The following is a 25,140-nucleotide window of genomic DNA, read 5'->3' on the forward strand; positions in this document are numbered from 1 at the left end:
CCACCAACTCGTCCGTGAGCCACGTCGCTCAGCGGTCCACCAACTCGTCCGTGAGCCGCTTCGATGCCTTCTTCGCAGCCGCCTCGGGGTCCTGGCCGGTGAGGACCTCCGTCATGTAGGGCTTGATCGGGTTGTCCGCCTCGACCGCCGCCCAGCGCGGCGAGTTCGGGGTGGCCCTGCCGTGCGCGGCGCCCGCGGCCATCGCGGCGGTGCCCTCCTCGCCCTGCACCACACCGGCGAGGCCGGCCTTGTTGGGGACGTAGCTCATGGTCCGGGCGAGTTCGGTCTGCCACTTCTTTCCGGCCAGGGCTTCGACGACCTTGACCGCAGCGTCACCGTCATGGGCCTTGTCGGGGATGATCAGGTCCGATCCGCCGGTGAACACCGCCGCCGGTCTGGCGGCCGTCTTCCCCGGAATCGGGAAGAAGCCGAGCTTGCCCTTGAGTTCCGGATTCTTCTTCAGGATGGTCTGGGCGGTGCCGGGCACCGCGACGATCTGGGCGACATCGCCACCCGCGAACACGTCGGCCTGCTGCGGGTGGGCCTCGTCCGCGTTCCTCGGCCCGTCGCCGAGGGACTGCAGTTCCTTGTAGAAGGACATCGCCCGGAGGGCGGCCGGGCTGTCGAGGACGCCGGTGTAGTTCCCGCCCGCTTCCTCGGCCAGTTCGCCGCCCTCGTCCCAGATGAAGCCGGAGAGGGTGTACCAGTCCTGCCCTGCCAGGTAGATGCCCTGCCGACCGCCCTGGTTGAGCAGCCCGGTGTCGTGGATCCACTCCGCGCGGGTCTTGGGCGGCTTGGTGATCCCGGCGTCCTTGAACAGGTCCTTGTTGTAGATGACGACGCGGTTGGCGGCGTACCAGGGGATGCCGAACTGCGCGCCGTTGATGCTTCCGGGATCGGCGAGACCCGGCAGCCAGTCCTTGCTTCCGAGGTCGCGGACGGCTTCGAGGGTGAGATCGCGCAGACCGCCGCTCTGCGCGTACATCGCGACCTGGGTGTTGCCGACCTCGATCAGGTCGGGGCCGTCACCGGACTGGAGCGCCGCGGTGACCTTGGCCCCGATGCCGCCCCACTCCTGGATCCGGACATCCAGCTTGATGTCCTTGTGCTCGCTCTCGAACTGCTGGGTGAAGTCATGGATGAAGCCGTCGGACGCGCTGCCCTTCATCAGCCAGACAGTGACCGTGCTGGTGTCACCGCCGGTGCCCGGCAGATAGCCGCAGCCGCTGAGGGCGGTGGCGGTGAGCAGGACGGTGCAGCACAGACCGGGACGGTTCTTCACGGAGGTCACCTCTGACGTAAGGACACGACAGTTCATGACCCGACGTGGGGGAAGCACTGACGGCTTGAACGGGTTGGCTGGATTTTGGTACATACCAATAGTCGTGGTCAAGTCACTGAACGCACACTCTTGCGATTCCTGATGTTCATGAGGCTCCTGGGTCGCCTCGCGGAGCCGCGCCGGGTGGGGGACGGTGGAGTGGGGCGACCAAAGGAGTGTGACGCGCATGTCGGGAAACACCTACCGGGTGACGGAGATCGTCGGCACCTCGCACGAAGGCATCGACCAGGCCATCCGCAACGGTCTGGGACGGGCGTCCCGAACGCTCAGGAGCCTCGACTGGTTCGAGGTCACCCAGGTGCGCGGCCAGATCGTGGACGGCCAGGTCGAGCACTACCAAGTCGGCCTGAAGGTCGGCTTCCGGCTGGAGGACAGCGAGTGACCGGCCCTTGGCCCCCCGCGCCGCTCTGCCCCCCGCCCCGGCCGGGGTGCACCGGACCGGGCCGGGGAATGCCCGCGCTCTCCGCGCGTTGAACCCTGCGTGAGCTCTGTGATCTCCTCGACCCGGTTCTCCGTACTCGACCGGTCCCGCACCCGCGAGGGGCACGACGCCCCGCAGGCGCTGCGCGACACGGTGCGCTTCGCCCAGCAGGCGGAGTCGCTCGGCTACCACCGGTTCTGGGTCTCGGAGCATCACAGCGTGCCGGGCGTCGCGGGCTCGGCACCCACTGTCCTGGCCGCCGCGGTCGCCGCCGCCACCTCGACGATCCGGGTCGGTACGGGCGGGGTGATGCTGCCCAACCACCAGCCCCTCGTCGTCGCCGAGCAGTTCGGGGTGCTGGAGTCGCTCTTCCCCGGCCGGATCGACATGGGCCTGGGGCGGTCGGTCGGATTCACCGACGGCATCCGCAAGGCTCTGGGCCACGACCGCGGCGACGCCGAGCACTTCGCCGCCCAAGTGGCCGAACTGCAGGGCTATTTCTCCGGCACGCAGGACGTGCACCCGCAGGTCCACGCCCACCCCGCAGAGGGGCTGCACCTGCCCGCATTCATTCTGGCGACGGGCGCGGGCGCCCAGGTGGCGGCTGCTGCCGGGTTGCCGCTGGTGATCGCCGCCGTGCGGGGCGAGGACGAAATGCTGCGCGCCGTCGACGGCTACCGGGACGCCTTCCGGCCCTCCGCGTGGAGCGAGCAGCCGTACGTCGTGCTCTCCGGCACCGTTGCCGTGGCCTCCTCCACGGAGGAGGCCCGGCGGATCCTGCTGCCCGAGGCGTGGTCGACCGCCTACTCCCGTACGCACGGCGCGTTTCCCCCGCTCGCCCCTGCCGAGCAGATCGCGGGCCGGCGGATGACCGAGCGGGAACGGGCGCTCTTCGAGAAGGCCCAGCGCGGTCAGCTGCACGGCACCGAGGACGAGGTGGCCGACGGGCTGGAAAAGGTCCTCGGGCGCAGCGGTGCCGACGAGTTCCTGGTGACGACCAGTACGTACGACCGGACGGCGATGCTGGACTCCTACCGGCGGCTGGCCCGGATCACCGGCCGCCGCACGGCCCCGCCCGCTACCGGGTGACCGGCTCTTCCGTCGCCCATCAGGCGCAGGTGTCCTCCGGCACCGACCGCCCGGACGGGTTGCCGGGCTGTCCGCACGCTCTGCTACGGTCTCTCCCATGTCCGCAGTGAACTGTTGGTATTGGCGCTATGAGCCGGCTCCGGGTGGAGCCGGAGGTCACGTGCGCTGACCCACCGATCACCCGGAGCCAGCAAGGCAGAGACGCATCCGTCTCTGCCTTTCGTCGTACAGGCGGGCTGGTACCGGGTGACACACACGTCACTGCCGACGGCCTCCCGCCGCAGCAGAAACGGGAAGCACCATGCACACCGCCACCACCGCCGCCTCGTCCACCGGCACGTCCGACACCGGCGACCTCCGGGTCACCGACTTCCAGCGGCTCGTCCCACCCTCCGCGCTGCGGGACGAACTCCCCCTCGGCGCCGAGCGCGTGGCGCTGGTCCGCGAGAGCAGGCGTGAGGTACGGGACGTGCTCACCGGAGCGGACGACCGGCTCCTGCTCGTCGTGGGGCCCTGCTCCGTCCACGACCCCGCCGCGGCCCTGGAGTACGCGCGGCTGCTGGCCGCGGCCACTGCTCCGCTCCGCGGTGAGCTCTGCGTCGTGATGCGCGTCTACTTCGAGAAGCCGCGGACGACGCTGGGCTGGAAGGGACTCATCAACGACCCCGGTCTGGACGGCACGCACGACGTGCAGCGGGGGCTGCGCCTCGCCCGTCAGGTGCTGCTGGACGTACTCGACACGGGGCTTCCGGTCGGCTGCGAATTCCTGGAGCCGACGAGTCCGCAGTACATCGCCGACGCGGTGACCTGGGGCGCCATCGGTGCGCGAACGCCGGAGAGCCAGGTGCACCGGCAGCTGGCCTCGGGGGTGTCGATGCCGGTCGGGTTCAAGAACGCCACGGACGGAGACGTGCAGTCCGCGGTCGACGGCTGTCGCACCGCCGCGGGCAGTCATGTGTTCTTCGGGATCGACGGCGACGGCCACGGCTCGGTCGTCTCGACGTCCGGCAACCCCGACTGCCACGTGATTCTGCGCGGGGGCCGCGGCGGCCCCAACTACGGTCCGCAGGACGTCCGCGAGGCGCTCGCGCTGCTGGACGCCGCGGGCATGCCCGGCCGGCTGGTGGTGGATGCCAGCCACGCCAACAGCGGCAAGGACCATGTGCGTCAGGCCGAGGTCGTACGGGAGATCGCCGCCCGGGTGGCCGCGGGCGAGCAGGGGATCGCCGGGGTGATGCTGGAGAGCTTCCTGCTGGCGGGGCGCCAGGAGCCCGGCCCGCTGGACACGCTGGTCCACGGACAGAGCGTGACGGACGCCTGCGTCGGCTGGGAGGAGACCGAACGGCTGCTGGGCGAGCTGGCGGCTGCCGTCGCCGAGCGGCGCGCGGCACGCGGCTGACGCACCCGGGCCGGGCGCCGCGGCTCGCCGCGGACCTCCGCCGTGACGGCGCCCGGTACCGGGCGGCGGTGCCGCCGCCCGGGGACACGCCGGGGAAGGGGCGGCGGCCGGGGCCCGGCGGCGCGCCGGGTGACGATGTGGGGAACGCTCACCGCCCGTTGCCCTTCCGTCGTCCGACCGTCCGCCAGGGGGACCCCGCATGACCGGCACCCAGGCCGAGCCCACCCCGGAAAAGGCTGCCGGGTCCTCCCGTTCCTGGCGCGCCTGGCTGCTGGAGGGGCTGAGCGAGCAGACGGCGCGGCACCCCGGTCCGCACGGCACTCCCCCGGCCGAGCACAAGGGACATGCCTGGTGGCGGGTCATGTGTCTGACCGGTGTGGACTACTTCTCCACACTCGGTTACCAGCCCGGTATCGCCGCGCTGGCCGCCGGGCTGCTCTCCCCTCTCGCCACCCTGGTGCTGCTGGCCCTGACGCTCGGCGGGGCGCTGCCCGTCTACCGGCGGGTGGCGCACGAGAGCCCGCACGGCGAGGGCTCGATCGCCATGCTGGAGAGACTGCTGCCCTGGTGGGCGGGGAAGCTCTTCGTCCTGGTGCTGCTCGGTTTCGCGGCCACCGACTTCATGATCACCATCACTCTGTCGGCCGCCGACGCCTCCGCCCATGTGGTGGAGAACCCGTTCGCCCCGCACTGGCTGCACGGTGCCAACCTCTGGATCACCCTCGGCCTGATCTCCGGACTCGGCGCGATCTTCCTGAAGGGCTTCAAGGAGGCGATCGGCATCGCGGTCGTCCTGGTGGCGATCTACCTCGGGCTGAACCTGATCGTCCTCGCCGACGCCGTCTGGAACGTGGCGAACAAACCGGTGGACGTGAGCAATTGGTGGCAAGCGGCGAGGGCGGCGCACTCCTCGCCGCTCGCCATGATCGGCGTGGCGCTGCTGGTCTTCCCCAAGCTCGCGCTCGGTATGTCCGGCTTCGAGACCGGGGTCGCGGTGATGCCGCAGATCCGCGGTGCCGCCTCCGACACCTACGCGAACCCCGCCGGGCGGATCCGGGACACCCGCAGGCTGCTCACCACGGCGGCACTCATCATGAGCGGCTTTCTGCTGGTGTCCAGCCTGGCCACCACGATCCTCATCCCCGCCCCCGAGTTCAAGGCGGGCGGCCAGGCCAACGGCCGCGCGCTCGCCTATCTCGCCCACACGTATCTCGGCGAGGCCTTCGGGACGGTCTACGACGTCTCCACGATCGCCATCCTGTGGTTCGCGGGCGCGTCGGCGCTGGCCGGGCTGCTCAATCTCGTACCGCGCTATCTGCCGCGCTACGGCATGGCCCCCGAGTGGACCCGCGCGGTCCGCCCCCTCGTGCTCATCTTCGTGGCCATCGCCTTCTTCATCACCTGGCAGTTCGACGCCAACGTCGACAAGCAGAGCGGCGCCTACGCCACCGGTGTGCTGGTCCTGATGCTCTCCGCGTCGTTCGCTTCCACGGTCGCCGTCCTCCACCGGCGCCGCCGCCGGGCCGCGCTGGGCTTCGGCGCCATCACCGCGGTCTTCGCCTACACCCTGGTCACCAATGTCATCGAGCGCCCCGACGGCCTGAAGATCGCCTCCCTCTTCATCGTCGGGATCCTGCTGACCTCGTTCGCCTCGCGGGTGCGGCGCGCCTTCGAACTGCGCGCCGCCGAGGTGACGCTCGACGCCGCCGCGGTCCGGCTGGTCGACCTGGCCGCCCGTTCCGGACCGTTGCAGCTCATCGCCAACGAACCGCACGAGCACAGTGCGGCCGAGTACCGCGCCAAGGAGAACAGCCAGCGCGAGGCGACGTACATCCCGGGCGGACGGGCGGTGCTCTTCCTCGAAGTCACCGTCCAGGACTCGTCCGATTTCACCGTGGACGTGGCCGTACACGGCGAGGAGCGCTACGGGGTCCAGATCCTGCGGGTCGTCGGGCCGGGGGTGCCGAACACCATCGCGGCCGTGCTGCTCCAGCTCCGGGAACACACCGGCGAGGTTCCGCACGCCTACTTCAACTGGACCGAGGGCAACCCGGTCGGGCATCTGCTGCGCTTCCTGGTGTTCGGTGACGGAGAGGTGGCCCCGGTGACCCGCGAGGTCCTGCGCCGCGCGGAACCCGACCCGGCGCTGCGGCCCCGCGTGCACGTCGGCTGACGTCCGCACGCGCCTTTTCGCCCTCCGGCGTCAGCGTCGCGTCAGTACCGGGCAGCCGCGCGTCAAGCATCCGTCAGCGGGACGGGAGGTCCCCCGGGACAGGGGCATAGCGTCACCGATGTGTCCGCGGCCCGACCGGGCCGAGGGCGCCGACCCACCTCTTCGTCCAGGAGAACCGCCATGCCCACGAGTGAGAACGCCGACACCACAGAACCTCCCGAACAACTCCCGGCCGGACCCCTCTTCGTGCCCGTCCGGCCGGGATGCACGAGCTGCTCGGTCCGGGTCTTCCGCACTCCGCCCGGTGTCCGTACGGCAGTCGGCTTCACCTCGGAGGCACGGCTGCGGAACACGCTGGGCGGCGGCCAGCCGTGGATCAGGCTCTCCGAGGCCGCGCTGCGGGCGCTGGTCGGGCCGCTCGGGATCGCCGCGCTCACCGTCGACCCGCCGTTCTCCGCGCCCGCGGCCCAGTCGTACCCGTACCCGTACCCGGAGTCCGGCGGACGGGAGGCCGTCCGGCCCGACCGGGGCGAGCGGCCCGCCGCCACGCCGCGCGCCGCGAGTCCGTCGACGGGCTCCGCTCTCCGTCCGCTGATCGGCTGAGGAGTACCCATGACTGTCTCCGTCCCCTCTCCCCTCTGCGCGGCCTCCACCCCGTCCGGTCAACAGCCGGACACCGACGGGCTCTCCGTCTGGCCCGCCTCCGCCCGGTCCGTGCCCGACGGGGACGTGACCGTGGGCGGGGTCTCGCTCGCCGAGGTCGCCGACCGGTTCGGCACCCCGGTGTACGTGCTCGACGAGGCCGAGGTCCGGGGGCGCTGCCGCGCCTACCGCGCGGCCTTCCCGGAGGCCGATGTCGTCTACGCCGCGAAGGCGTTCCTGTGCCGGGCCGTCGCCCACTGGGCCGAGGAGGAGGGCCTGGGCCTCGACGTCTGTTCCGCGGGCGAGCTGGAACTGGCGGTCACCACGGGCTTCCCGCCCGAGCGGATCGTGATGCACGGCAACGCCAAGAGCCCGGCCGACCTGCGTGCCGCTGTCCGGCTGGGCGTGGGACGGATCGTCGTCGACAGCGCGTCCGAGATCGCCCGGCTGGCCGCGATCGTCGCCCCGGGCGAGCGGCAGTCGGTGATGGTCCGGGTGGTGCCGGGGATAGCCGCGGGCGGGCACGCCGCGGTCCGTACCGGTACGGAGGACCAGAAGTTCGGTCTGTCGATCACCGACGGCTCCGCGCAGCACGCCATCGCCAAGATCCTCGGCCAGCCGCACCTCGAACTCGTGGGCCTGCACTGCCACATCGGGTCCCAGATCTCCTCGGCCAGACCGTATGTCGCGGCGGTGCGGCGCATGGTCGGGCTGATGGCCCGGGTGCGGGAACAACACGGCGTGGTACTGGGGCAGTTGGACATCGGGGGTGGCCATGCCATCGCCTACCGGCCCGGCGAGGAGAGCCTCGACGCCGCCGTCCTGGCTTCCCGGGTCCACGCGGAGCTGGCGGACGGCTGCGCGCGGAACGCACTGCCGGTGCCGCGGCTCACCCTGGAGCCGGGCCGCGCGGTCATCGGGCCCGCCGGGGTCGCCGTCTACCGGGTGCTCTCCGTCAAACGCACCGGTGGGTGTACGTTCGTGGCGGTCGACGGCGGGATGAGCGACAACCCCAGACCGGCCCTGTACGGCGTCCGGTACGCACCGCGGCTGATCGGCCGCCGTCCGACCGCGGGGCCCGCCGTGGTCACCGTGGTGGGGCGGCACTGCGAGGCGGGCGACGTGCTGGCGGACGCGGTGGCGCTGCCCGCGGACGTACGGCCCGGTGATCTGCTGGCGGTACCGGCAGCCGGCGCCTACCACCTCTCCATGGCCTCCGCCTACAACCTGATCGGCCGGCCGCCGGTGATCGCCGTACGGGACGGCTCGGCCCGGGTGCTGGTGCGGCGGGAGTCGCTGGACGACATGCGGCGCCGGGACGTGGGGATCTAGACCGGGCGAGGTACGGGGTTCGGGCGGGGCCGGGGTGCCTCGCGGTGCGGGGGCCGCGGGGCGCTCCTCGACCGGCCGGCAATCGCTGGTCGGTCTTAGAATTCCGGTATGCAAAGCCCTCATGACCCGTACGTACGCGTCCGTGGCGCCCGTGAGCACAATCTGCGCGACGTCGATGTGGACATCCCCCGTGACGCCCTGGTGGTGTTCACGGGGGTCTCGGGTTCGGGTAAGTCCTCGCTCGCTTTCGGGACGGTCTACGCCGAGGCCCAGCGCCGGTATTTCGAATCGGTCGCGCCGTACGCCCGGCGGCTGATCCACCAGGTGGGCGCGCCCGCGGTCGGCGAGATCACCGGGCTGCCGCCCGCGGTCTCGCTCGAACAGCGCAGGTCGGCCCCGACCTCACGGTCCTCCGTGGGCACGGTCACCACGCTCTCCAATTCCCTGCGGATGCTCTTCTCCCGCGCGGGCGACTACCCGGCGGGCGCCGAGCGGCTGGACTCGGACGCCTTCTCACCGAACACGACGGCCGGGGCCTGCCCGGAGTGCCACGGACTGGGCCGGGTGCACCGCACCAGCGAGGCGTTGCTCGTGCCCGATCCCTCGCTGTCGGTACGGGAGGGGGCGATCGCCGCCTGGCCCGGTGCCTGGCAGGGCAAGAACCTCCGCGATGTGCTGGACGCGCTCGGGTACGACGTGGACCGGCCGTGGCGCGAGCTTCCCCAGGAGGAGCGGGACTGGATCCTCTTCACCGACGAGCAGCCGGTGGTGACCGTGCACCCGGTGCGGGACGCGGGGCGGATCCACCGGCCCTACCAGGGCACGTACATGAGCGCCCGGCGCTATGTCCTGCACACCTTCGCGGACTCCAGGAGCCAGTCGCTGCGCGCCAGGGCGGAGCGGTTCCTGGCGAGCACGCCGTGTCCGGTGTGCGGCGGGAACCGGCTGCGGCCGGAGTCCCTCGCGGTGACCTTCGCGGGCCGGACCATCGCCGAACTCGCCGCGCAGCCGCTGTCCGTGCTGGCCACAGTGCTGGCCGGAGAGCACAGCGGTGAGACGGCCCGGGTGCTGACCGCGGATCTGCTGGCCCGTATCGCGGTCGTCACCGAGCTGGGGCTGGGATATCTGAGCCTGGACCGCGGCACGCCCACCCTGTCGTCGGGCGAGCTGCAACGCCTGCGGCTGGCCACCCAGTTGCGCTCCGGACTGTTCGGTGTCGTGTATGTGCTGGACGAGCCGTCCGCGGGGCTGCACCCGGCCGACACCGAGGCCCTGCTGGTGGTACTCGACCGGCTGAAGGCGTCCGGCAACTCCGTCTTCGTCGTGGAGCACCAGCTGGATGTCGTACGCCGTGCGGACTGGCTCGTCGACGTGGGACCGCACGCGGGCGAGCACGGCGGCCGGGTGCTGCACAGCGGGCCGCCCGGACTCCTCGCGGAGGTGGCCGAGTCCGTGACCCGCCGCTATCTCTTCGGTGAATCCGCCGCTCCCGCGCGAGCCGTGCGGGAGGCGTCCGGGCTGCTGGAGATCGGCCCGGTCACCCGGCACAACCTCGTCGCCCTGCGGGCCACGGTCCCGCTGGGTGCCTTCACCGCCGTGACCGGCGTCTCGGGCTCCGGCAAGTCCACCCTCGTCGGCGAGATCACCGAGGAACTGCCCGGCGTGAAAAGGCTGGTGACGGTGGATCAGAAACCGATCGGCAGGACGCCGCGGTCCAACCTCGCCACGTACACCGGCCTCTTCGACGTCGTGAGGAAGCTCTTCACCGCCACCGAAGAGGCACAGGCACGCGGTTACCGGGCGGGCCGGTTCTCCTTCAACGTGACGGGCGGGCGGTGCGAGACCTGCCAGGGCGAGGGGTTCGTCTCCGTCGAACTGCTGTTCCTGCCGAGTACGTACACCCCGTGCCCGGACTGTCACGGCGCGCGCTACAACCCCGAGACCCTGGAGATCACCTACCAGGGGCTCGACATCGCGGGGGTGCTGGATCTGACGGTGGAGTCGGCGGCGGACTTCTTCGCCGGTTCACCCGCGGCCGTGCGCAGTCTGCGGGCGCTGCTCGACGTGGGCCTGGGCTATCTGCGGCTGGGACAGCCCGCGACCGAGCTGTCCGGCGGCGAGGCGCAGCGCATCAAGCTGGCGGCCGAGCTCCAGCGTGCCCGCCGCGGTCACACCCTGTACGTCCTGGACGAGCCGACCACCGGGTTGCACCCGGCCGATGTCGAGGTGCTGATGCGGCAGTTGCACGGGCTGGTCGACGCGGGGCACTCGGTGGTGGTCGTGGAGCACGACATGGCGGTGGTGGCCGGGGCGGACTGGGTGATCGACCTGGGGCCCGGCGGTGGCGACGAGGGTGGACGGATCGTCGCCGCGGGGCCGCCGGAAGAGGTGGCGCTGACGGCCGGCAGCCGGACCGCTCCCTATCTCGCGCGGGCGCTGTCCCGGTCGTGACCGGCCGGTCCGTGCCGCCGGCCGGTCACCCGTCTTCCGCCGGCCGGTTCAGCGGCCCGGGGTGCAGGGCCCAGGGTTCAGCGGGCCGGGGTGCAGCGGCCGGGGTTCAGCGGCTGACCTTGCGGGCCGCCCGCAGCCACTCCTTGTTCATCGCGGTGATCGACGGCAGCGGGATGCCCTTGGGACAGGCCGTGGCGCACTCGCCGGTGAGGGTGCAGCCGCCGAAGCCCTCGTCGTCCATCTGGGCGACCATGTCGAGGACACGGGTCTCGCGTTCGGGGGCGCCCTGCGGGAGCACGTTGAGGTGGTTGATCTTCGCCGAGGTGAAGAGCATCGCGGAGCCGTTGGGGCAGGCCGCGACGCACGCTCCGCAGCCGATGCACTCGGCGTGCTCGAAGGCGAAGTCGGCGTCCGGCTTCGGCACGGGCGTGGAGTGCGCCTCGGGGGCCGCGCCGGTGGGCACGCTGACGTACCCGCCGGACTGGATGATCCGGTCGAAGGCCGACCGGTCGACGACGAGGTCCTTGACGACCGGGAAGGCCGAGGCCCGCCACGGCTCGACGTCGATGGTGTCGCCGTCCTGGAAGGAGCGCATGTGGAGCTGACAGGTGGTGGTGCGCTCCGGGCCGTGGGCGTCGCCGTTGATGACCAGGCTGCACGCTCCGCAGATGCCCTCCCGGCAGTCGTGGTCGAAGGCGACGGGCTCCTCGCCCTTGAGCGTGAGCTCCTCGTTCAGGGTGTCGAGCATCTCCAGGAACGACATGTCCTGGGAGATGCCGTCGACCTGGTAGGTGGTCATGGCTCCGGCGGCGGTCGCGTTCTTCTGGCGCCAGACGCGCAGGGTGAGCTTCATGCGTAGCTCCGCTGAGTGGGGTGGACGTACTCGAAGACCAGGTCTTCCTTGTGCAGGACGGGGGCGTCGCCGGTGGCGGTGAACTCCCAGGCAGCCGCGTACGAGAACTCCTCGTCGCGGCGCGCGGCCTCGCCGTCCGGGGTCTGCGACTCCTCGCGGAAGTGGCCTCCGCAGGATTCCGACCGGTGGAGGGCGTCGAGGCACATCAGTTCGGCCAGTTCCAGATAGTCGACGACGCGGTTGGCCCGCTCCAGCGACTGGTTGAACTCCTGGCCGGTGCCCGGCACCTTGATGCGGCGCCAGAACTCCTCGCGGATCTGAGGCAGTCGGGCGAGGGCCTTGCGCAGGCCCTCCTCCGTGCGGGCCATCCCGCAGAACTCCCACATCAGTTCACCGATCTCCCGGTGGAAGGAGTCCGGGGTGCGGTCGCCGTCGACGGCGAGCAGCAGATTGAGCCGGTCCTCGGTCTCCGCGACGGCCTCGGCGACGGCCGGGTGGTCCGCGCCGATCTCGTCGTGGTGCGGGTTGCGGGCGAGGTAGTCGTTGATGGTGGACGGCAGGACGAAGTACCCGTCGGCGAGCCCCTGCATGAGCGCGGACGCGCCCAGCCGGTTGGCGCCGTGGTCGGAGAAGTTCGCCTCGCCGATCGCGAACAGGCCGGGCACGGTGGTCTGCAGGTCGTAGTCGACCCAGAGTCCGCCCATCGTGTAGTGCACGGCCGGATAGATGCGCATGGGGGTCTCGTACGGGTTCTCCGCGGTGATCCGCGCGTACATGTCGAAGAGGTTGCCGTACTTCTCCTCGACGGCCTTGCGCCCCATGCGGCCGATCGCGTCGGCGAAGTCCAGGTAGACGCCTTGTCCGCCGGGGCCGACGCCGCGGCCCTCGTCGCAGACGTTCTTCGCGGCGCGCGAGGCGATGTCGCGCGGTACGAGGTTGCCGAACGACGGGTAGGTGCGCTCCAGGTAGTAGTCGCGTTCGTCCTCGGGGATCTCGTTGGCCGGGCGGGCGTCGCCCTTCGCCTTCGGTACCCAGATACGGCCGTCGTTGCGCAGCGACTCGCTCATCAGGGTGAGTTTGGACTGGTGGTCACCGGTGCGCGGGATGCAGGTGGGGTGGATCTGGGTGAAGCAGGGGTTGGCGAAGTACGCGCCGCGCCGGTGGGCGCGCCAGGCCGCGGTGGCGTTGGAGTTCATGGCGTTCGTCGACAGGTAGAAGACGTTGCCGTAGCCGCCGCTGGCCAGCACCACGGCGTCCGCGAAGTAGCTGGAGATCTTGCCGGTGATCAGGTCGCGGGCGACGATCCCGCGGGCCTTGCCGTCGATGACGACGAGGTCGAGCATCTCGGTGCGCGGGTGCATCTCCACGGTGCCGGCCGCGATCTGCCGCGACAGCGCCTGGTAGGCGCCGAGGAGGAGTTGCTGTCCGGTCTGGCCGCGGGCGTAGAAGGTGCGCGAGACCTGGACGCCGCCGAAGGAGCGGGTGTCGAGGAGTCCGCCGTACTCGCGGGCGAACGGCACGCCCTGGGCGACGCACTGGTCGATGATCTCCACCGAGATCTGGGCGAGCCGGTGGACGTTGGACTCGCGGGACCTGAAGTCGCCGCCCTTGACGGTGTCGTAGAAGAGCCGGTGCACCGAGTCGCCGTCGTTGCGGTAGTTCTTCGCGGCGTTGATGCCGCCCTGTGCGGCGATGGAGTGGGCGCGGCGCGGCGAGTCCTGGTAGCAGAACTGCACGACGTGGTAGCCCTGTTCGGCGAGCGTGGCGCCCGCGGAACCGCCCGCGAGTCCGGTGCCGACGACGATGACGGTGTGCTTGCGGCGGTTGGCCGGGTTGACCAGTCTGGCCTCGAAGCGGCGGGTGTCCCAGCGTTCGGCGACGGGCCCCTCGGGGGCCTTGGTGTCGGAGAGCGGCGCGCCGGTCCCGTACTGCGTGTAGTCGGTCATGTCAGCTCACCACTCCGGTCATCACGGCGACGGGTACGGATATGAAGCCCACGGTCAGCACCAGCGCGAGGACGTTGGCGACGGCCTTCAGGACGCGGTCGCGGGTGGCCTTCCCCGCGCCGAGGGTCTGGGCCGCGCTCCAGAAGCCGTGCCGGATGTGCAGGCCGAGCGCGAGCATCGCGACGATGTAGATGACGTCGCCGTACCAGGTGTGGAACGTCGCCACGACGTTCTCGTACGGGTGGCCGGGCTGGGCGTTGTCGTTCACCGTGAGGGTGGTGAAGTCGAGCAGGTGCCAGACGATGAACAGCGCGAGGATGATGCCGCCCCAGCGCATGGTGCGGGTGGCGTAGCTGGCGCGCGGGCGCTTGTGCACATAGGCGACCGGGCGGGCCCGGAGGTCGCGGCGGCTGAGCTGGTAGGCGCAGACGGCGTGCAGCACCACGGCGGCGACGAGCACGACGCGGATGATCCACAGCGCCCACTCGTAGTGCAGGAACGGCTCTCCGAGGGTGCGCAGCCAGTGCGCGTAGCTGTTGAACTGCCCCGACCCGAAGAAGATCTTGAGGTTGCCCAGCATGTGGACCACCAGGTACAGCAGCATGACCAGACCGCTCACGGCCATGATCGTTTTTTTGCCGACGGTCGATCCCCAGACCGATTGCGCCATGGACGGCCGTCGATCCGTCTTGGTTGCCAGTGCCATGTCACAAGACGTTACGGCTCCACCTGGCCAGAGGTCCAAGACATGACACGGCTCATCTCCATAGCCATCGTCTATCGTGGAATCCATGCAGCTCCAGCAGCTCAGCTATTTCGTCGCGGTCGCCGAGACCCGCCACTTCACCCGCGCCGCCGAGGAGGTGCACGTCGCGCAGCCGTCCCTCTCCCAGCAGATCAGGGCGCTGGAGAAGGAGTTGGGGGCCGAGCTGTTCAGCAGGGCCCGGGGCAACATCACCCTGACCGACGCGGGCGAGACCCTGCTCCCGCTCGCCCGGCGCATCCTCGCGGACGCCGAGACCGCCCGCCACGAAGTGCAGGAACTGGCCCAGCTGCGGCGCGGCCGGGTGCGGCTCGGCGCGACGCCGAGCCTCTGCACCGGGCTGCTCCCCGACGTCCTGCGTTCCTTCCACGACCAGCACCCCGGCATCCAGCTGCTGATCGAGGAGGGCGGCTCCCACGACCTCGTACGGGAGCTGGCGCGCGGCGCCCTCGATCTCGCGCTGGTCGTCCTTCCGCTGCCCACCCCGTCACCGGCGCTCACCACGATCGAGCTCCTCCAGGAGGATCTCGTCGTGGTCTCGTCGCCCGCCGCCGCCGCGCCGCGCTCACCGCTGCGCATCACCGACCTCGAAGGCGAGCCGATGGTGATGTTCCGGCACGGCTACGACCTGCGGGACCTCACCCTGTCCGCCTGTCGCGCCGAGGGCTTCGAGCCGTACTTCACCGTCGAGGGCGGCGAGATGGACGCCGTGCTGGGGTTCGTGCGGGCCGGTCTCGGCATCGCCGTCGTCCCCAGCATGATCGCCGTCCGCGCCGGCCACGGCCTGCGCGTGACACCGCTGGCCCGTCCGGGGCTGCGCCGCACGATCGCGCTCGCGCACCGCAGCGACGTCGCGCCGCCGCGCGCCGCACGGGTCCTGCAGGACGTCCTGCTCGGGCATCACACGGCGTCGGCCAGCGACAGGCGGTGAATCCGGTCGGGCGCTCCCGGCCTGGCGTAGTACCAGCCCTGCGCGGTGTCGCAGCCCAGCTCCTTCAGCTGGTCGGCCTGCGCCCCGGTCTCCACCCCCTCGACGGTGACCGCGAGCTGCAGGCTGTGGGCCAGCGCGACGATCCCCTCGACGATCTTGAGGTCGACCGGGTCCGCCGGATGCTGCTGCATCGACCGCGTGAACGACCGGTCCAGCTTCAGCACGCTCACCGGCAGCCTGCGCAGATTGGCGAGGTTGGAGTACCCCGTGCCGAAGTCGTCCAGCGCGATGTCCACGCCCATCTCGGCCAGTTGCCGCAGCGGCTTCAGCAGATCGTCGTCCGCGCCGATCAGCGCCGACTCGGTGACCTCCAGGCAGAGCGCCCCGGGATCCAGACCGGTGCGCTCCAGCACGGCCACCGTGTCGGCGACCAGGCCGGGGTGGTAGAGCTGGGTCGGCGACAGGTTGACGTTGATCCGCAGCGGGCCGCCGTCGGTGTGTGCCGGATGCAGTTGCTGCCAGCCCCTGGCCTGCCGTACGGACTCCTCCAGGACCCAGCGGCCCAGCGGCACGATCAGTCCGGTGTGCTCCGCCAGCGAGATGAACCGGTCGGGTCCGAGCACCCCGTGCTGCGGATGGGACCAACGCACCAGCGCCTCCGCCCCGTGCACGCTGCCGTCCCCGAGGTGGACCAGCGGCTGGTACTCGATGAAGAACTCACCGCGCTCCAGGGCCGCGGGCAGCGCGGTCGTCAGCCCGTGCCGGGTGATGGCACGGGCGTCCGCCTCGGCGTCGGCCCGCTGGAAACGGTTGCCGCCCGCCGCCTTCGCCCGGTACATCGTGATGTCGGCGCTGCGCAGCACCTCGGCGGGGCTCTGGGTGCCCGCGAGCCCCTCGACCACACCGATGCTGCCCCGCACGGTCAGTTCCCGGCCGTCGATCCTGATGGGAGTGGCCAGGACCGACAGGATGCGCACCGCGAGTTCCTCGACCGCGTCCGGCGACTCGTACCCCGTGGTGAGGGCGACGAATTCGTCACCGCCGAGCCGGGCCACCATCTCGCCGGATGCCGTCGCACAGCTCTGCAGCCGGTCGGCGACCTCCACCAGCAGCCGGTCGCCCGCCGAGTGTCCGAGACTGTCGTTGATCGCTTTGAACCCGTCGAGGTCCAGATAGCAGAGGCCGAAGGGCATCCCCTGCGCCTGCCCCGCGGAGAGCGCCTTGTCGAGCCGTTCGAAGAAGAGCGTCCGGTTCGGCAGCCCGGTCAGGGCGTCGTGCGTCGCCTCGTAGCGCAGCCGCAGATTGAGCAGCCGGCGCTCCGTGGTGTCCTCCATCAGCGCCAGCTGGTACTGCGGGCAGCCCTCGGCGTCGCGCAGCAGCGACACCGTGAGATTGGTCCACAGCACGGTGCCGTCGTTGCGGTAGTACGGCTTCTCCACCCGGTAGTGGTCCCGCTCGCCGCGTACCAACTCGGCGTGCATTCCCCAGACCTGGGGGGCGTCCTCGGGGTGCACCCATTCGTTCACGTTGCGGCTGCGCACGTGGTGGTCGACCCCGCCGAACATCCGCAGCAGCGCGTCGTTGACCTCCAGGACGTTGCCGTCCAGGTCCGCGATGCCGATGCCGACCGCAGCTCCTTCGAAGACCGCGCGGAAGCGCGTCTCGGTGATGTGCAGCGCCTCCTCGGCGGCGCTGCGGGCGGAGAGCGCCGAGCGGGCGATGGCCTCCTGCTCGCTGAGCGTGCGCTCGCGCAGCGCCTGGGCGAACCCGGCGGCCAGCGCGTGCTGGAGACGCGAGCAGCGGATCCGGATCTCCTCGGGGGCCAGCGCGGGATCCGCCCCGCTCGTGCCGCAGTAGAGCACCAGATACGAGTCGACCACCCCGAGAGTCTGGCTGAGCGCATCGGAATCCGTGCAGTGGGCGGCGACGAGGTCACCGCCGACGCGGTGGGCGGGCGCCGGGTCGAAGGGCCGGGCGTGCAGCGCGGCGCTCAGCCGGCCGGCGAGAGGCAGCAGGTGCCGCTCGAACTCGGGACGGGTCAGGGAAGTGGCGGTCGACGGGAAGATGGCCCGGCTCCAGATCGTCGCGAAGCGGCCGAGTCTGTCTTCCGGGCTGTCCTGGTCCGCCAGGGACGCCGACTTCTGCTGCGGCACGTTCACGCCTTTAGCCCCACGCCCACGAAGCCTGCGAAGGCATACGGGTCCTCCTGGTCGACCGGGGCCTCGGGCCGCCACTCCGGCATGGCGACCAGTCCGGGCTCCACCAGTTCGAAGCCGTCGAAGAACCGGGCGACCTCCTCGCGCGAACGCATCACCAGCGGATTGCGGATGTTCCGGTAGACACCGACCGCACCGCCCGCCTGCTCCTCGGGGACCGGGATGCCCTCGTACGACGCGTGGGTGAGGATCAGCAGACTTCCGGGAGCCAGCGCGTCGCGCAGGGCGGCCACGGCCGCACACGGGTCGTCGGCGTCCTCGATGAAGTGGAGGACGGCGACGAGCAGCAGTGCCACCGGCCGGTCGAGATCGAGACCGGCGACGACTTCCGGGCTGTCCAGGATCTCCTGCGGCTTGCGCAGATCGGCGGCGACCACCGAGGCCAGTTCGTTGCCGTCGAGTACGGCCTTGCTGTGGGCGACGGCGACCGGGTCGTGATCGACGTACACCACCCGGGCCTCGGGGGCCATGGCCTGGGCGACCTCGTGGACATTTCCGAAGGTCGGTATGCCGGAACCGATGTCGAGAAACTGTGTGATGCCGGACTCGACGGCGAATCGGACCGCGCGGCGCATGAAGGCGCGGTTCGCCTGCATCACCTTCGGGAGCCCCGGCATGAACTCCATGGCTTTGCGCGCGGCCTCCCGATCCACCTCGAAATTGTGCGAACCGCCCAAGTAGTAGTCGTAGATCCGCGACACACTCGGCACCGAAAGATCGATGCCCTGCGGGGCCCAGGCAGGACGCTCCATCAATGTCTCCAACAGGTCGGTGCGACGGTCCGGCCATGTCCATGGCCAGTGTTCGAGCCGAATCTACTGACCGCCTGCCAAGAGAGCGAGCAGAAACGGAAATTGGCGGTCCGTTATTCGTCACACGCCTGTGGCAAGTGCCTCCGGCCACACGCTGTGTGGTTGGCCGGAAACGTTGTGTTCAACGCCTCCGATGACAATTCCCTTGCCGGGTATGCGAGATGACCGATTCAAACACAAAGCCAGAGATCTCCCCCCTTCCGGCGAATCCACGGCAACACCCGGATGCCACCCGCTCGTCCGGATCATGCTGCTCGGCATGTACCGATCGCCGCGGACGTTCGTTCCGCTCGCCAGGCTGCTGGCGGCCTCGGGCCTCCTCTGGCTCGCCCTGATACCCGTACCCGCAGCAGCGGACGACTGTTCCTACGCCTACGTCTCCCAGTCAGGTCAGGCCCCTTCGGGGACCGCGGTCGCCATCGGCGGGAGCGGCAGCTGTACGGCGGAGCACACCACCCCCGTACCGAAAGCCCCGCCCCGCCCGAAACCGCCCCCACCACCGGCGCCCCCGCCTCCGCCTCCCCCGCCCCGGCACGTGTACCGCCCGGCCCCCGGGCCGACGCCGCCGCCCCGGCCGTCGAAACCGCCGGCGCCGCCGAGAGCACCCGCACCGCCGAAACCGTCGGTACGCCCGGAGCCGCCCACGCTGAAGCCGGTGGCCCTCCCTGCGTACCGGGCGCCTGCGCGCAAGAAGCCGCGCAACGACTCGCCGGTGCTCACCCGCGTTCTCCTGATCATGGCTCCCGCGGTCTTCGCCGTGGCTGTGCTGCGCCCTCGTTCCTCCCGATGACCGACGGAGACACCCGTGTCGGAATGGCTTGTTCTCACGATCGCGATGGCGGCGGCCTGCGCCGTCGTCCTGACCATCACTCTCATCAACAACCGCCGGATCGGCGATGACGACGACCCCTCGGAGACCCCAGACGTCATCGAATACATGACCATGATGATCGGCGTGATCTACGCGATCGTGCTCGGTCTGGCCATCGCCGGCGTCTGGGAGGGACGCGGCGCCGCGCAGGAATCCGTACGTACGGAGGCCCAGGCGCTGCACGAGGTCGACGCCCGCTCGGCCGTCTACCCCGCCGATGTCCGGCAGCGCATCCACACCGATGTCGGCACCTATGTCAGCTATGTCCTGGACACCGAGTGGAAACACATGGGCGAGCACGGCGACCTCACCCCGCGCGGCGGTCAACTCCTGGACCAGGTACGGCGGGACGTCACCGACTACAAGCCGAGGAATGACCACGAGGGCGAGGCCTACCAGCCCCTCGTCGACCAGGTGGCGGCGGCGGACGACGCCCGGAGTTCCCGGGGGCAGAACGCCGGGGCCACCATGCCGGGGGTGGTCTGGTTCGGTCTGGTCGTCGGGGCCGTCATCACCGTCGGACTGATCTTCACGTTCCAGATCAGGCGCACTCCCAGAGAGCTGCTTCTCGCCGGACTGTTCACCGCGCTCATCGCTTTCCTGCTCTTCCTGATCTGGGACTTCGACGCACCGTTCGGCCGCGGCATCGCCGCCACCGCCGAGCCGTTCCGCGCGCTCTTCCCGAACCTCTCGAAATAGGTGCCCGAACGGGGAGGCGATAGCCTCTGCGCGTGACAGATCAGCAGCCTCACCAGTTCGAACGCGGCACGGACGGCCCCAAGGTGATCGTCGTCGGCATAGACGGATCGGAGTCGTCCCTGCGGGCCGCCTCGTACGCCGGCGGGCTCGCCCGACGGCAGAACGCGCTGCTCGCCATCGTGTACGTACAGCCGGTACTCGCCGCCGGGGCCTCCCTGGGGGCCCCGGTCGCCGACACCACGGGTGAGATCGCCGAGGGGTTGGTCAACGAGATCCGGACGGCCACCGAGCGGGTGAAGGAAATATTCGCCGTGCGCTGGGAGTTCCACACCTTCCGCGGCGACCCGTACAACGGTCTGGTCACCGCCGCCGACGAGCTCAAGGCGGACGCCGTGGTGGTCGGGGCGTCGGAGTCGGCCGGGCACCGGATCATCGGATCGGTGGCCGTCCGGCTGGTCAAGGCCGGGCGCTGGCCCGTCACCGTCGTGCCGTAAACCGCCCGTCCCGCACTCGACGTGCAGGAGGGCTGACGTCGCCGAATCGGACGCGTGTTTCCCCCGCCGACCGCTCGGCGTGCCGCTCGTCGCACGTTTCAACCGCTCGTCGCAGAGCCGTGCCGGGCCGCTGTCCGTTCCCGCCGTGCTGCGCTCGTATACGCCCGTGACCTTCACACCGATACCCCACGGAACCGACGAGCGGGCGCTCCGGGAACTCCAGCGCACCCACGGCGCAGCGTTGTTGCAGTTCCTGCTGGGGCTGTCGTACGGCGACCGGCAGCGCGCCGAGGACCTGCTGCAGGAGACACTGCTGCGCGCCTGGCAGCATCCCGAGGCCTTCGAGGGCCCCTACGAGTCCATGCGGCCCTGGCTGTTCACCGTGGGCCGTCGGCTGGCCATCGACGCACGCCGGTCCCGGCTCGCCCGGCCGGCCGAGGTCAGCGATCACGTACTGGAGTCCACCGCGGCCCCGGGGGACCTCACCGAGCGCTCGGCCGCCGCGCTGGACGTGCGCCGGGCCGTGCGGGCGCTGAGTCCCGAGCACCGGGCGGTGCTGGTGCAGATCTACTTCCGCGGGCTGAGTGTGCGGGAGGCGGCGGGCGTCCTGGGTATACCGCCCGGAACGGTCAAGTCCCGTTCCCACTACGCGCTGCGCGTCCTGGGGCGGAATCTGCCGGGCTACACGGAACGCACCGCCGGAGCCGGCGCACCGCCCGGCGGTGCCCGTCGGGCGGCAGTGCGCTGAGCGCCGGTGCGCGGAGCGGCCGTCGCCCGTGCGGGGCCGCAGAATACTCGGCGGACATGAACACCTCGCGCAGGAACGGGAAATCCTGTGCTTCTGGCGACGTGGGGCCTCCTGCACCGGTTCAATGCTCCCTGGAGGTCCGGCGGAGTGCTGACGCGCGCGCCTGGACGGTGACCGGAAGTGCCTGGCCAAGAGATGAAAGAGGCGAGACGGGATGCGTCCCGAGAGCACCAACGGGACCAGTGGTGGCGAACTGCTGGTACCGATGGACTGGATGTACGCCGAGTACATCGCGGATGAACTGCTGCGCACCGGCGATCTGATGCCGCCCACGACGATCGAGTACCGGGCGGGACGGGACGCGCTGGCGCTGACCGTCTTCCTGTCGGACGGTGCGGTCACGGGGGCCGGGTCGGTGCTGCGGCTCGACGAGTGGCTGTCGCTCACCGCGTACGACACCGGGTGGCGGGAATGGGTCTGCGCCCGGCTCGGAGAGCTGACGGCGGGGGGCGGTCACGGCCCCGATCTGCCGCTGGCCAGGGCGGCCTGGCAGTGGCTTGAGGACACCGAACTGCTGGCCGCGGACCTCGACGCGGTCACGCCGGTCGCGGTGTCCGGCCAGGAGGGCGGGCCGCAGATCTGGACCCCGGCCTGGCAGTTGGGGCTGCCGTTGGGGCATCTGGCGATCCATCTCTTCCAGCCGGATCCGTTCGGGTGCGGATGAACCGGGGACTCCCTCCGGTGCGGATGAACCCCCGGCTCGTCCGGTGCGGATGAACCGCGGACTCCTCCGGTGCGGTCGCGCTACGAACCGTGCACGCCCGCACGGTACTTCGGTATCCGCAGGGTGACCTTCATCCCCGCGCCCACACCCGTCTCGATGACCAGCCCGTAGGCGTCCCCGTACACCTGACGCAGCCGTTCGTCGACATTGAGCAGCCCGATGCCGGACGAGGGCCCGACCTCGCCGCGCAGGATCCGGCGTAGCCGGTCGGGCTCCATGCCGATGCCGTCGTCCTCGACGACCACCTCCGCCTCGGAGCCCGCGTCGAGAGCGCTGATGGTGATGCGGCTGTGCCCTGCGTCGCCCTCGATGCCGTGCTTGACGGCGTTCTCGACCAGCGGCTGCAGACAGAGGAAAGGCATCGCGACGGGCAGCACCTCCGGCGCGACCTGGAGCGTGACGTCCAGCCGGTCACCGAAGCGGGCCCGCACCAGCGCCAGGTACTGGTCGATGGAGTGCAGTTCGTCGGCGAGCGTGGTGAAGTCGCCTCGGCTGCGGAACGAGTACCGGGTGAAGTCGGCGAATTCCAGGAGCAGTTCACGGGCGCGTTCGGGGTCGGTACGGACGAAGGAGGCGATGGCGGCGAGCGAGTTGAAGATGAAGTGCGGGGATATCTGGGCCCGCAGCGCTTTGATCTCGGCTTCGATCAACCGGGTCCGTGAGCGGTCGAGTTCGGCGAGTTCCAGCTGCACGGAGACCCAGCGGGCCACTTCACCGGCCGCCCGCGCCAGTACCGCGGACTCACGTGGCGCGAAGGCCACGAGGGCGCCGAGCACCCGGTGGTCGACGGTCAGCGGGACCGCGACGGCCCAGCGCAGCGGACAGTCCGGATCGTCGCAGGCGCTGCTGAACGCCCGGTCCCTGCCGTTCTCCAGCAGGCCGCCCAGCTGGTCCATGACCTGGGCGCAGTGGTGCTCCGCCAGCCCGTCCCAGGCGAGGACGCGCTCGCCGTCGGTGAGGCAGAGCGCGTCCGTGCCGAGCAGCGACCGCAGTCGGCGGGCGGATCTGCGGGCGCTCTCCTCGGTGAGCCCCGCGCGCAGCGGGGGCGCCGCGAGCGAGGCGGTGTGCAGGGTCTCGAAGGTCGCGTGTTCGACCGGTGTGCCGACGTCGCTGCTGCGGGCGGGACGTGCGGTGCGCCTGCCCAGCACGAACCCGCCGACGAGCAGGAGCGGCCCGAGCACGATCAGCGCGGCCTGCGCCGCCCCGCTCATCTGCGGGCTCCCCTGGCGACGGCCAGCGCCTCGGGCAGGTGGAAGCGGGCCATGGCGGCGCTGGTTCCCGGCGGGACGCGGCCGGGGGTGGCCAGTGAGACCAGGATCATCGCGAGGAAGCCCACCGGCACGGACCACACGGCGGGCCAGGCGAGCAGGGTGTGGGCCCAGCCCGGTCGTACGGCGCCGCCCATCGTGACGGCGACGGCGATCAGCGCCGAGCCGCCGCCGAGCAGCAGACCCGCCACGGCGCCCGGCGGGGTGAGCCGGCGCCACCAGATGCCGAGCACCAGCAGCGGACAGAAGGAGGACGCGGAGACGGCGAAGGCCATCCCGACGGCGTCGGCCACCGGTACGCCGCTGACCAGCAGGGCGCCCGCGAGGGGAACTCCCATCGCGAGCAGGGTGGCCAGCCGGAAGTGGCGTATGCCGCGGGAGCCCTGGGTGAGGACCCCGGCGACGGCCATGGTGAGCCCCGAGGCGGTGGAGAGGAACGCCGCGAAGGCGCCGCCCGCGACGAGCGCGCCGAGCAGATCGCCGCCCGCGCCGCCGATCACCCGGCCGGGGAGGAGGAGCACGGCCGCGTCGGCGTCGCCGGAGAGCGGCAGCTCGGACGCGTACAGGCGCCCCAGCGCGCCGTACACCGGCGGCAGCAGATAGAACACGCCGATCAGCGCGAGGACCACCACGGTGGTACGGCGCGCGGTGCGCCCGTCCGGGCTGGTGTAGAAGCGGACGACCACGTGGGGCAGCCCCATCGTGCCGAGGAAGGTCGCGACGATCAGTCCGTACGTCGCGTACAGCGGGTGGTCGGCACGGCCGAAACCGGCGGACAGCGCGAGCGAGGGCCCGTCCGACGGCACGCCCGGCCGCCCGTCGCCCGTCCAGGCGAGCACCAGGAAGAGCGCGGGGACCAGCAGCGCGGTGAGCTTGAGCCAGTACTGGAACGCCTGGACGAAGGTGATGCTGCGCATCCCGCCCGCGGCCACCGAGAGCACGACGACCGCGGCGACGATCACCGGGCCCAGCCAGTCGGGCGCCCCGGTGAGGATCTTCAACGTCAGCCCGGCACCCTGGAGTTGAGGCACCAGGTACAGCCAGCCCGCCCCGGTGACGAAGATGCTCACCAGGCTGCGGACCTGCCACGATTCGAGCCGCCCCTCGGCGAAGTCGGGCAGTGTGTACGCCCCGGAGCGACGCAGCGGCGCGGCGACGAGCACCAGCAGGACGAGGTATCCGGCGGTGTAGCCGACCGGGTACCAGAGCATGTCGGGGCCGTGGACCAGCACCAGGCCGGCGATGCCGAGGAAGGAGGCGGCGGAGAGGTACTCGCCGCTGATCGCGGCGGCGTTGAGCCGGGGTCCCACCGTGCGGGACGCCACGTAGAAGTCGGAGGTGGTACGGGAGATCCGCAGCCCGAAGCCGCCGACCAGGACGGTGGCGAGGACGACGGCGGCCACTGCCACCACCGCGTACGTCCGGCTCACTGCGCGGGGCGGCCTTCCACGAGACGGGCGAAGTCCTGTTCGTTGCGCTCGGCGCGGCGTACGTACCACCAGGCGATGAGCACCAGCAGAGGGTAGGCCCCGCAGCCGAGCACGACCCAGACGGCCAGGTCGCTGCGGAGCGCGACGAAGGCGAGCGGCAGAGTGCCGGCGAGGAGCGCCAGCAGGGCGAACGCACTGAGACCGGCGCGGAGTTGACTGCGCATCAGAGAGCGTACATAGGCGTCGCCGAGTGCGGTCTGCTCGTCGATCTCCGACTGCGCCCGGTAGCGCGGCAGCGGTCGCACCCGCCGGGGCTCGCCGGTCACGGTCTCGCGTCGGGGCACCGGCTCTGCTGACATGGCGCGGAGTGTACGCAGCGCGGCGAACCGCTGGGAAGCTCTGCCTCGGAGGCTGACGGGTGACCGCCGGCCGGGCGGCCGGGCCCCGGCACGCACACGTGTCCGGTCCGAGGCCAC

At 71.0% G+C, this 25,140-nt stretch carries 22 protein-coding genes; 12 read left to right on the top strand and 10 right to left on the bottom strand.

Features of this window, described 5'->3' with window-relative positions; genetic code table 11:
- Window positions 1-28: 28 nt before the first annotated feature.
- On the bottom strand, window positions 29-1,282 hold the full coding sequence (locus tag NBY69_RS16555) for an extracellular solute-binding protein (protein WP_250301686.1): 1,254 nt from the start codon (window positions 1,280-1,282) through the stop codon (window positions 29-31).
- A gap of 226 nt (window positions 1,283-1,508) precedes the next feature.
- Here NBY69_RS16555 and NBY69_RS16560 point away from each other — a divergent pair, with 226 nt between their 5' ends.
- From NBY69_RS16560 to NBY69_RS16590, 7 genes are all read left to right on the top strand, one after another.
- A complete protein-coding gene (locus tag NBY69_RS16560) occupies window positions 1,509-1,724 on the top strand; it encodes a dodecin (protein ID WP_250301688.1) in 216 nt (71 codons plus the stop codon).
- Window positions 1,725-1,823: 99 nt separating this feature from the next.
- The gene (locus NBY69_RS16565; RefSeq protein WP_250301690.1) at window positions 1,824-2,852 is read left to right on the top strand and encodes an MsnO8 family LLM class oxidoreductase; all 1,029 of its coding nucleotides are present in this window, start codon (window positions 1,824-1,826) and stop codon (window positions 2,850-2,852) included.
- A 301-nt stretch (window positions 2,853-3,153) separates the two neighbouring features.
- On the top strand, window positions 3,154-4,251 hold the full coding sequence (locus NBY69_RS16570) for a 3-deoxy-7-phosphoheptulonate synthase (RefSeq protein WP_250301692.1): 1,098 nt from the start codon (window positions 3,154-3,156) through the stop codon (window positions 4,249-4,251).
- A gap of 199 nt (window positions 4,252-4,450) precedes the next feature.
- On the top strand, window positions 4,451-6,424 hold the full coding sequence (locus tag NBY69_RS16575; RefSeq protein ID WP_250301693.1) for an amino acid transporter: 1,974 nt from the start codon (window positions 4,451-4,453) through the stop codon (window positions 6,422-6,424).
- Window positions 6,425-6,604: 180 nt separating this feature from the next.
- Window positions 6,605-7,027, top strand: a complete 423-nt coding sequence (locus tag NBY69_RS16580) for an SAV_915 family protein (RefSeq protein WP_250301694.1) — start codon at window positions 6,605-6,607, stop codon at window positions 7,025-7,027.
- A 9-nt stretch (window positions 7,028-7,036) separates the two neighbouring features.
- Window positions 7,037-8,398: a diaminopimelate decarboxylase gene (gene lysA, locus NBY69_RS16585; RefSeq protein ID WP_250301695.1), complete on the top strand. Its 1,362-nt coding sequence runs from the start codon at window positions 7,037-7,039 to the stop codon at window positions 8,396-8,398.
- Between the two features lie 108 nt (window positions 8,399-8,506).
- Window positions 8,507-10,849 carry an excinuclease ABC subunit UvrA gene (locus NBY69_RS16590; protein WP_250301696.1) on the top strand — a complete coding sequence of 781 codons (2,343 nt, stop codon included), beginning with the start codon at window positions 8,507-8,509 and terminating at the stop codon, window positions 10,847-10,849.
- Between the two features lie 106 nt (window positions 10,850-10,955).
- Here the strand turns inward: NBY69_RS16590 and NBY69_RS16595 are convergent, their stop codons facing one another.
- Genes NBY69_RS16595 through NBY69_RS16605 form a run of 3 tightly spaced genes read right to left on the bottom strand, consistent with a single transcriptional unit; the run spans window position 10,956 to window position 14,354 of the window.
- The gene (locus NBY69_RS16595; RefSeq protein ID WP_250301697.1) at window positions 10,956-11,702 is read right to left on the bottom strand and encodes a succinate dehydrogenase/fumarate reductase iron-sulfur subunit; all 747 of its coding nucleotides are present in this window, start codon (window positions 11,700-11,702) and stop codon (window positions 10,956-10,958) included.
- A complete protein-coding gene (locus tag NBY69_RS16600; protein WP_250301698.1) occupies window positions 11,699-13,648 on the bottom strand; it encodes a fumarate reductase/succinate dehydrogenase flavoprotein subunit in 1,950 nt (649 codons plus the stop codon). The genes NBY69_RS16595 and NBY69_RS16600 overlap by 4 nt, the downstream gene beginning before the upstream one ends.
- 1 nt (window position 13,649) lies before the next feature.
- The gene (locus NBY69_RS16605; RefSeq protein WP_250301699.1) at window positions 13,650-14,354 is read right to left on the bottom strand and encodes a succinate dehydrogenase cytochrome b subunit; all 705 of its coding nucleotides are present in this window, start codon (window positions 14,352-14,354) and stop codon (window positions 13,650-13,652) included.
- Window positions 14,355-14,439: 85 nt separating this feature from the next.
- On the opposite strand from NBY69_RS16605, the gene NBY69_RS16610 reads away from it, so the two are divergent.
- On the top strand, window positions 14,440-15,342 hold the full coding sequence (locus tag NBY69_RS16610) for a LysR family transcriptional regulator (protein WP_250301700.1): 903 nt from the start codon (window positions 14,440-14,442) through the stop codon (window positions 15,340-15,342).
- Here NBY69_RS16610 and NBY69_RS16615 read toward each other — a convergent pair.
- From NBY69_RS16615 to NBY69_RS16625, 3 genes are all read right to left on the bottom strand, one after another.
- Window positions 15,312-17,501, bottom strand: coding sequence for a bifunctional diguanylate cyclase/phosphodiesterase (locus NBY69_RS16615; protein WP_250301702.1), 2,190 nt, complete (start codon window positions 17,499-17,501; stop codon window positions 15,312-15,314). The two genes, NBY69_RS16610 and NBY69_RS16615, sit on opposite strands and share 31 nt — an antisense overlap.
- Window positions 17,498-18,310, bottom strand: coding sequence for an SAM-dependent methyltransferase (locus tag NBY69_RS16620; RefSeq protein ID WP_250301704.1), 813 nt, complete (start codon window positions 18,308-18,310; stop codon window positions 17,498-17,500). Before NBY69_RS16620 ends, NBY69_RS16615 begins: the two co-directional genes overlap by 4 nt.
- 450 nt (window positions 18,311-18,760) lie before the next feature.
- On the bottom strand, window positions 18,761-19,090 hold the full coding sequence (locus NBY69_RS16625) for a hypothetical protein (protein WP_250301705.1): 330 nt from the start codon (window positions 19,088-19,090) through the stop codon (window positions 18,761-18,763).
- A gap of 85 nt (window positions 19,091-19,175) precedes the next feature.
- Here NBY69_RS16625 and NBY69_RS16630 point away from each other — a divergent pair, with 85 nt between their 5' ends.
- The 4 genes from NBY69_RS16630 (at window position 19,176) to NBY69_RS16645 (ending at window position 21,906) form a co-directional block, all read left to right on the top strand.
- Window positions 19,176-19,940 (top strand): DUF4239 domain-containing protein, encoded by a 765-nt coding sequence (locus NBY69_RS16630; protein ID WP_250301706.1) that lies wholly within the window; start codon window positions 19,176-19,178, stop codon window positions 19,938-19,940.
- A gap of 32 nt (window positions 19,941-19,972) precedes the next feature.
- Window positions 19,973-20,434, top strand: coding sequence for a universal stress protein (locus NBY69_RS16635; protein ID WP_250301707.1), 462 nt, complete (start codon window positions 19,973-19,975; stop codon window positions 20,432-20,434).
- A 166-nt stretch (window positions 20,435-20,600) separates the two neighbouring features.
- Window positions 20,601-21,182 (top strand): sigma-70 family RNA polymerase sigma factor, encoded by a 582-nt coding sequence (locus tag NBY69_RS16640; RefSeq protein WP_308409485.1) that lies wholly within the window; start codon window positions 20,601-20,603, stop codon window positions 21,180-21,182.
- A 214-nt stretch (window positions 21,183-21,396) separates the two neighbouring features.
- Complete coding sequence (locus tag NBY69_RS16645) at window positions 21,397-21,906, top strand: hypothetical protein (protein WP_250301710.1); 510 nt, start codon at window positions 21,397-21,399, stop codon at window positions 21,904-21,906.
- A gap of 80 nt (window positions 21,907-21,986) precedes the next feature.
- Here the strand turns inward: NBY69_RS16645 and NBY69_RS16650 are convergent, their stop codons facing one another.
- Genes NBY69_RS16650 through NBY69_RS16660 form a run of 3 tightly spaced genes read right to left on the bottom strand, consistent with a single transcriptional unit; the run spans window position 21,987 to window position 25,023 of the window.
- Window positions 21,987-23,177, bottom strand: a complete 1,191-nt coding sequence (locus tag NBY69_RS16650; RefSeq protein WP_250301714.1) for a sensor histidine kinase — start codon at window positions 23,175-23,177, stop codon at window positions 21,987-21,989.
- Entirely contained in the window at window positions 23,174-24,664 is a 1,491-nt protein-coding gene (locus NBY69_RS16655; RefSeq protein ID WP_250301715.1) for a cation acetate symporter, read from the bottom strand. The genes NBY69_RS16650 and NBY69_RS16655 overlap by 4 nt, the downstream gene beginning before the upstream one ends.
- Complete coding sequence (locus NBY69_RS16660; RefSeq protein ID WP_250301716.1) at window positions 24,661-25,023, bottom strand: hypothetical protein; 363 nt, start codon at window positions 25,021-25,023, stop codon at window positions 24,661-24,663. The genes NBY69_RS16655 and NBY69_RS16660 overlap by 4 nt, the downstream gene beginning before the upstream one ends.
- Between the last annotated feature and the right edge of the window lie 117 nt (window positions 25,024-25,140).

Origin of the sequence: Streptomyces sp. A 4/2, assembly GCF_940670765.1 — a bacterium.
GTDB lineage: Bacteria > Actinomycetota > Actinomycetes > Streptomycetales > Streptomycetaceae > Streptomyces.

Excerpts from the sequence above, each read along its gene's own strand:
- NBY69_RS16590 (WP_250301696.1), top strand. The coding sequence starts at position 8,507 with ATGCAAAGCCCTCATGACCCGTACGTACGCGTCCGTGGCGCCCGTGAG.
- NBY69_RS16645 (WP_250301710.1), top strand. The coding sequence starts at position 21,397 with ATGCGTCCCGAGAGCACCAACGGGACCAGTGGTGGCGAACTGCTGGTA.
- NBY69_RS16575 (WP_250301693.1), top strand. The coding sequence starts at position 4,451 with ATGACCGGCACCCAGGCCGAGCCCACCCCGGAAAAGGCTGCCGGGTCC.
- lysA (WP_250301695.1), top strand. The coding sequence starts at position 7,037 with ATGACTGTCTCCGTCCCCTCTCCCCTCTGCGCGGCCTCCACCCCGTCC.
- NBY69_RS16660 (WP_250301716.1), bottom strand. The coding sequence starts at position 25,023 with ATGTCAGCAGAGCCGGTGCCCCGACGCGAGACCGTGACCGGCGAGCCC.
- NBY69_RS16595 (WP_250301697.1), bottom strand. The coding sequence starts at position 11,702 with ATGAAGCTCACCCTGCGCGTCTGGCGCCAGAAGAACGCGACCGCCGCC.
- NBY69_RS16580 (WP_250301694.1), top strand. The coding sequence starts at position 6,605 with ATGCCCACGAGTGAGAACGCCGACACCACAGAACCTCCCGAACAACTC.
- NBY69_RS16600 (WP_250301698.1), bottom strand. The coding sequence starts at position 13,648 with ATGACCGACTACACGCAGTACGGGACCGGCGCGCCGCTCTCCGACACC.
- NBY69_RS16620 (WP_250301704.1), bottom strand. The coding sequence starts at position 18,310 with ATGGAGCGTCCTGCCTGGGCCCCGCAGGGCATCGATCTTTCGGTGCCG.
- NBY69_RS16560 (WP_250301688.1), top strand. The coding sequence starts at position 1,509 with ATGTCGGGAAACACCTACCGGGTGACGGAGATCGTCGGCACCTCGCAC.
- NBY69_RS16605 (WP_250301699.1), bottom strand. The coding sequence starts at position 14,354 with ATGGCACTGGCAACCAAGACGGATCGACGGCCGTCCATGGCGCAATCG.
- NBY69_RS16570 (WP_250301692.1), top strand. The coding sequence starts at position 3,154 with ATGCACACCGCCACCACCGCCGCCTCGTCCACCGGCACGTCCGACACC.
- NBY69_RS16610 (WP_250301700.1), top strand. The coding sequence starts at position 14,440 with ATGCAGCTCCAGCAGCTCAGCTATTTCGTCGCGGTCGCCGAGACCCGC.
- NBY69_RS16650 (WP_250301714.1), bottom strand. The coding sequence starts at position 23,177 with ATGAGCGGGGCGGCGCAGGCCGCGCTGATCGTGCTCGGGCCGCTCCTG.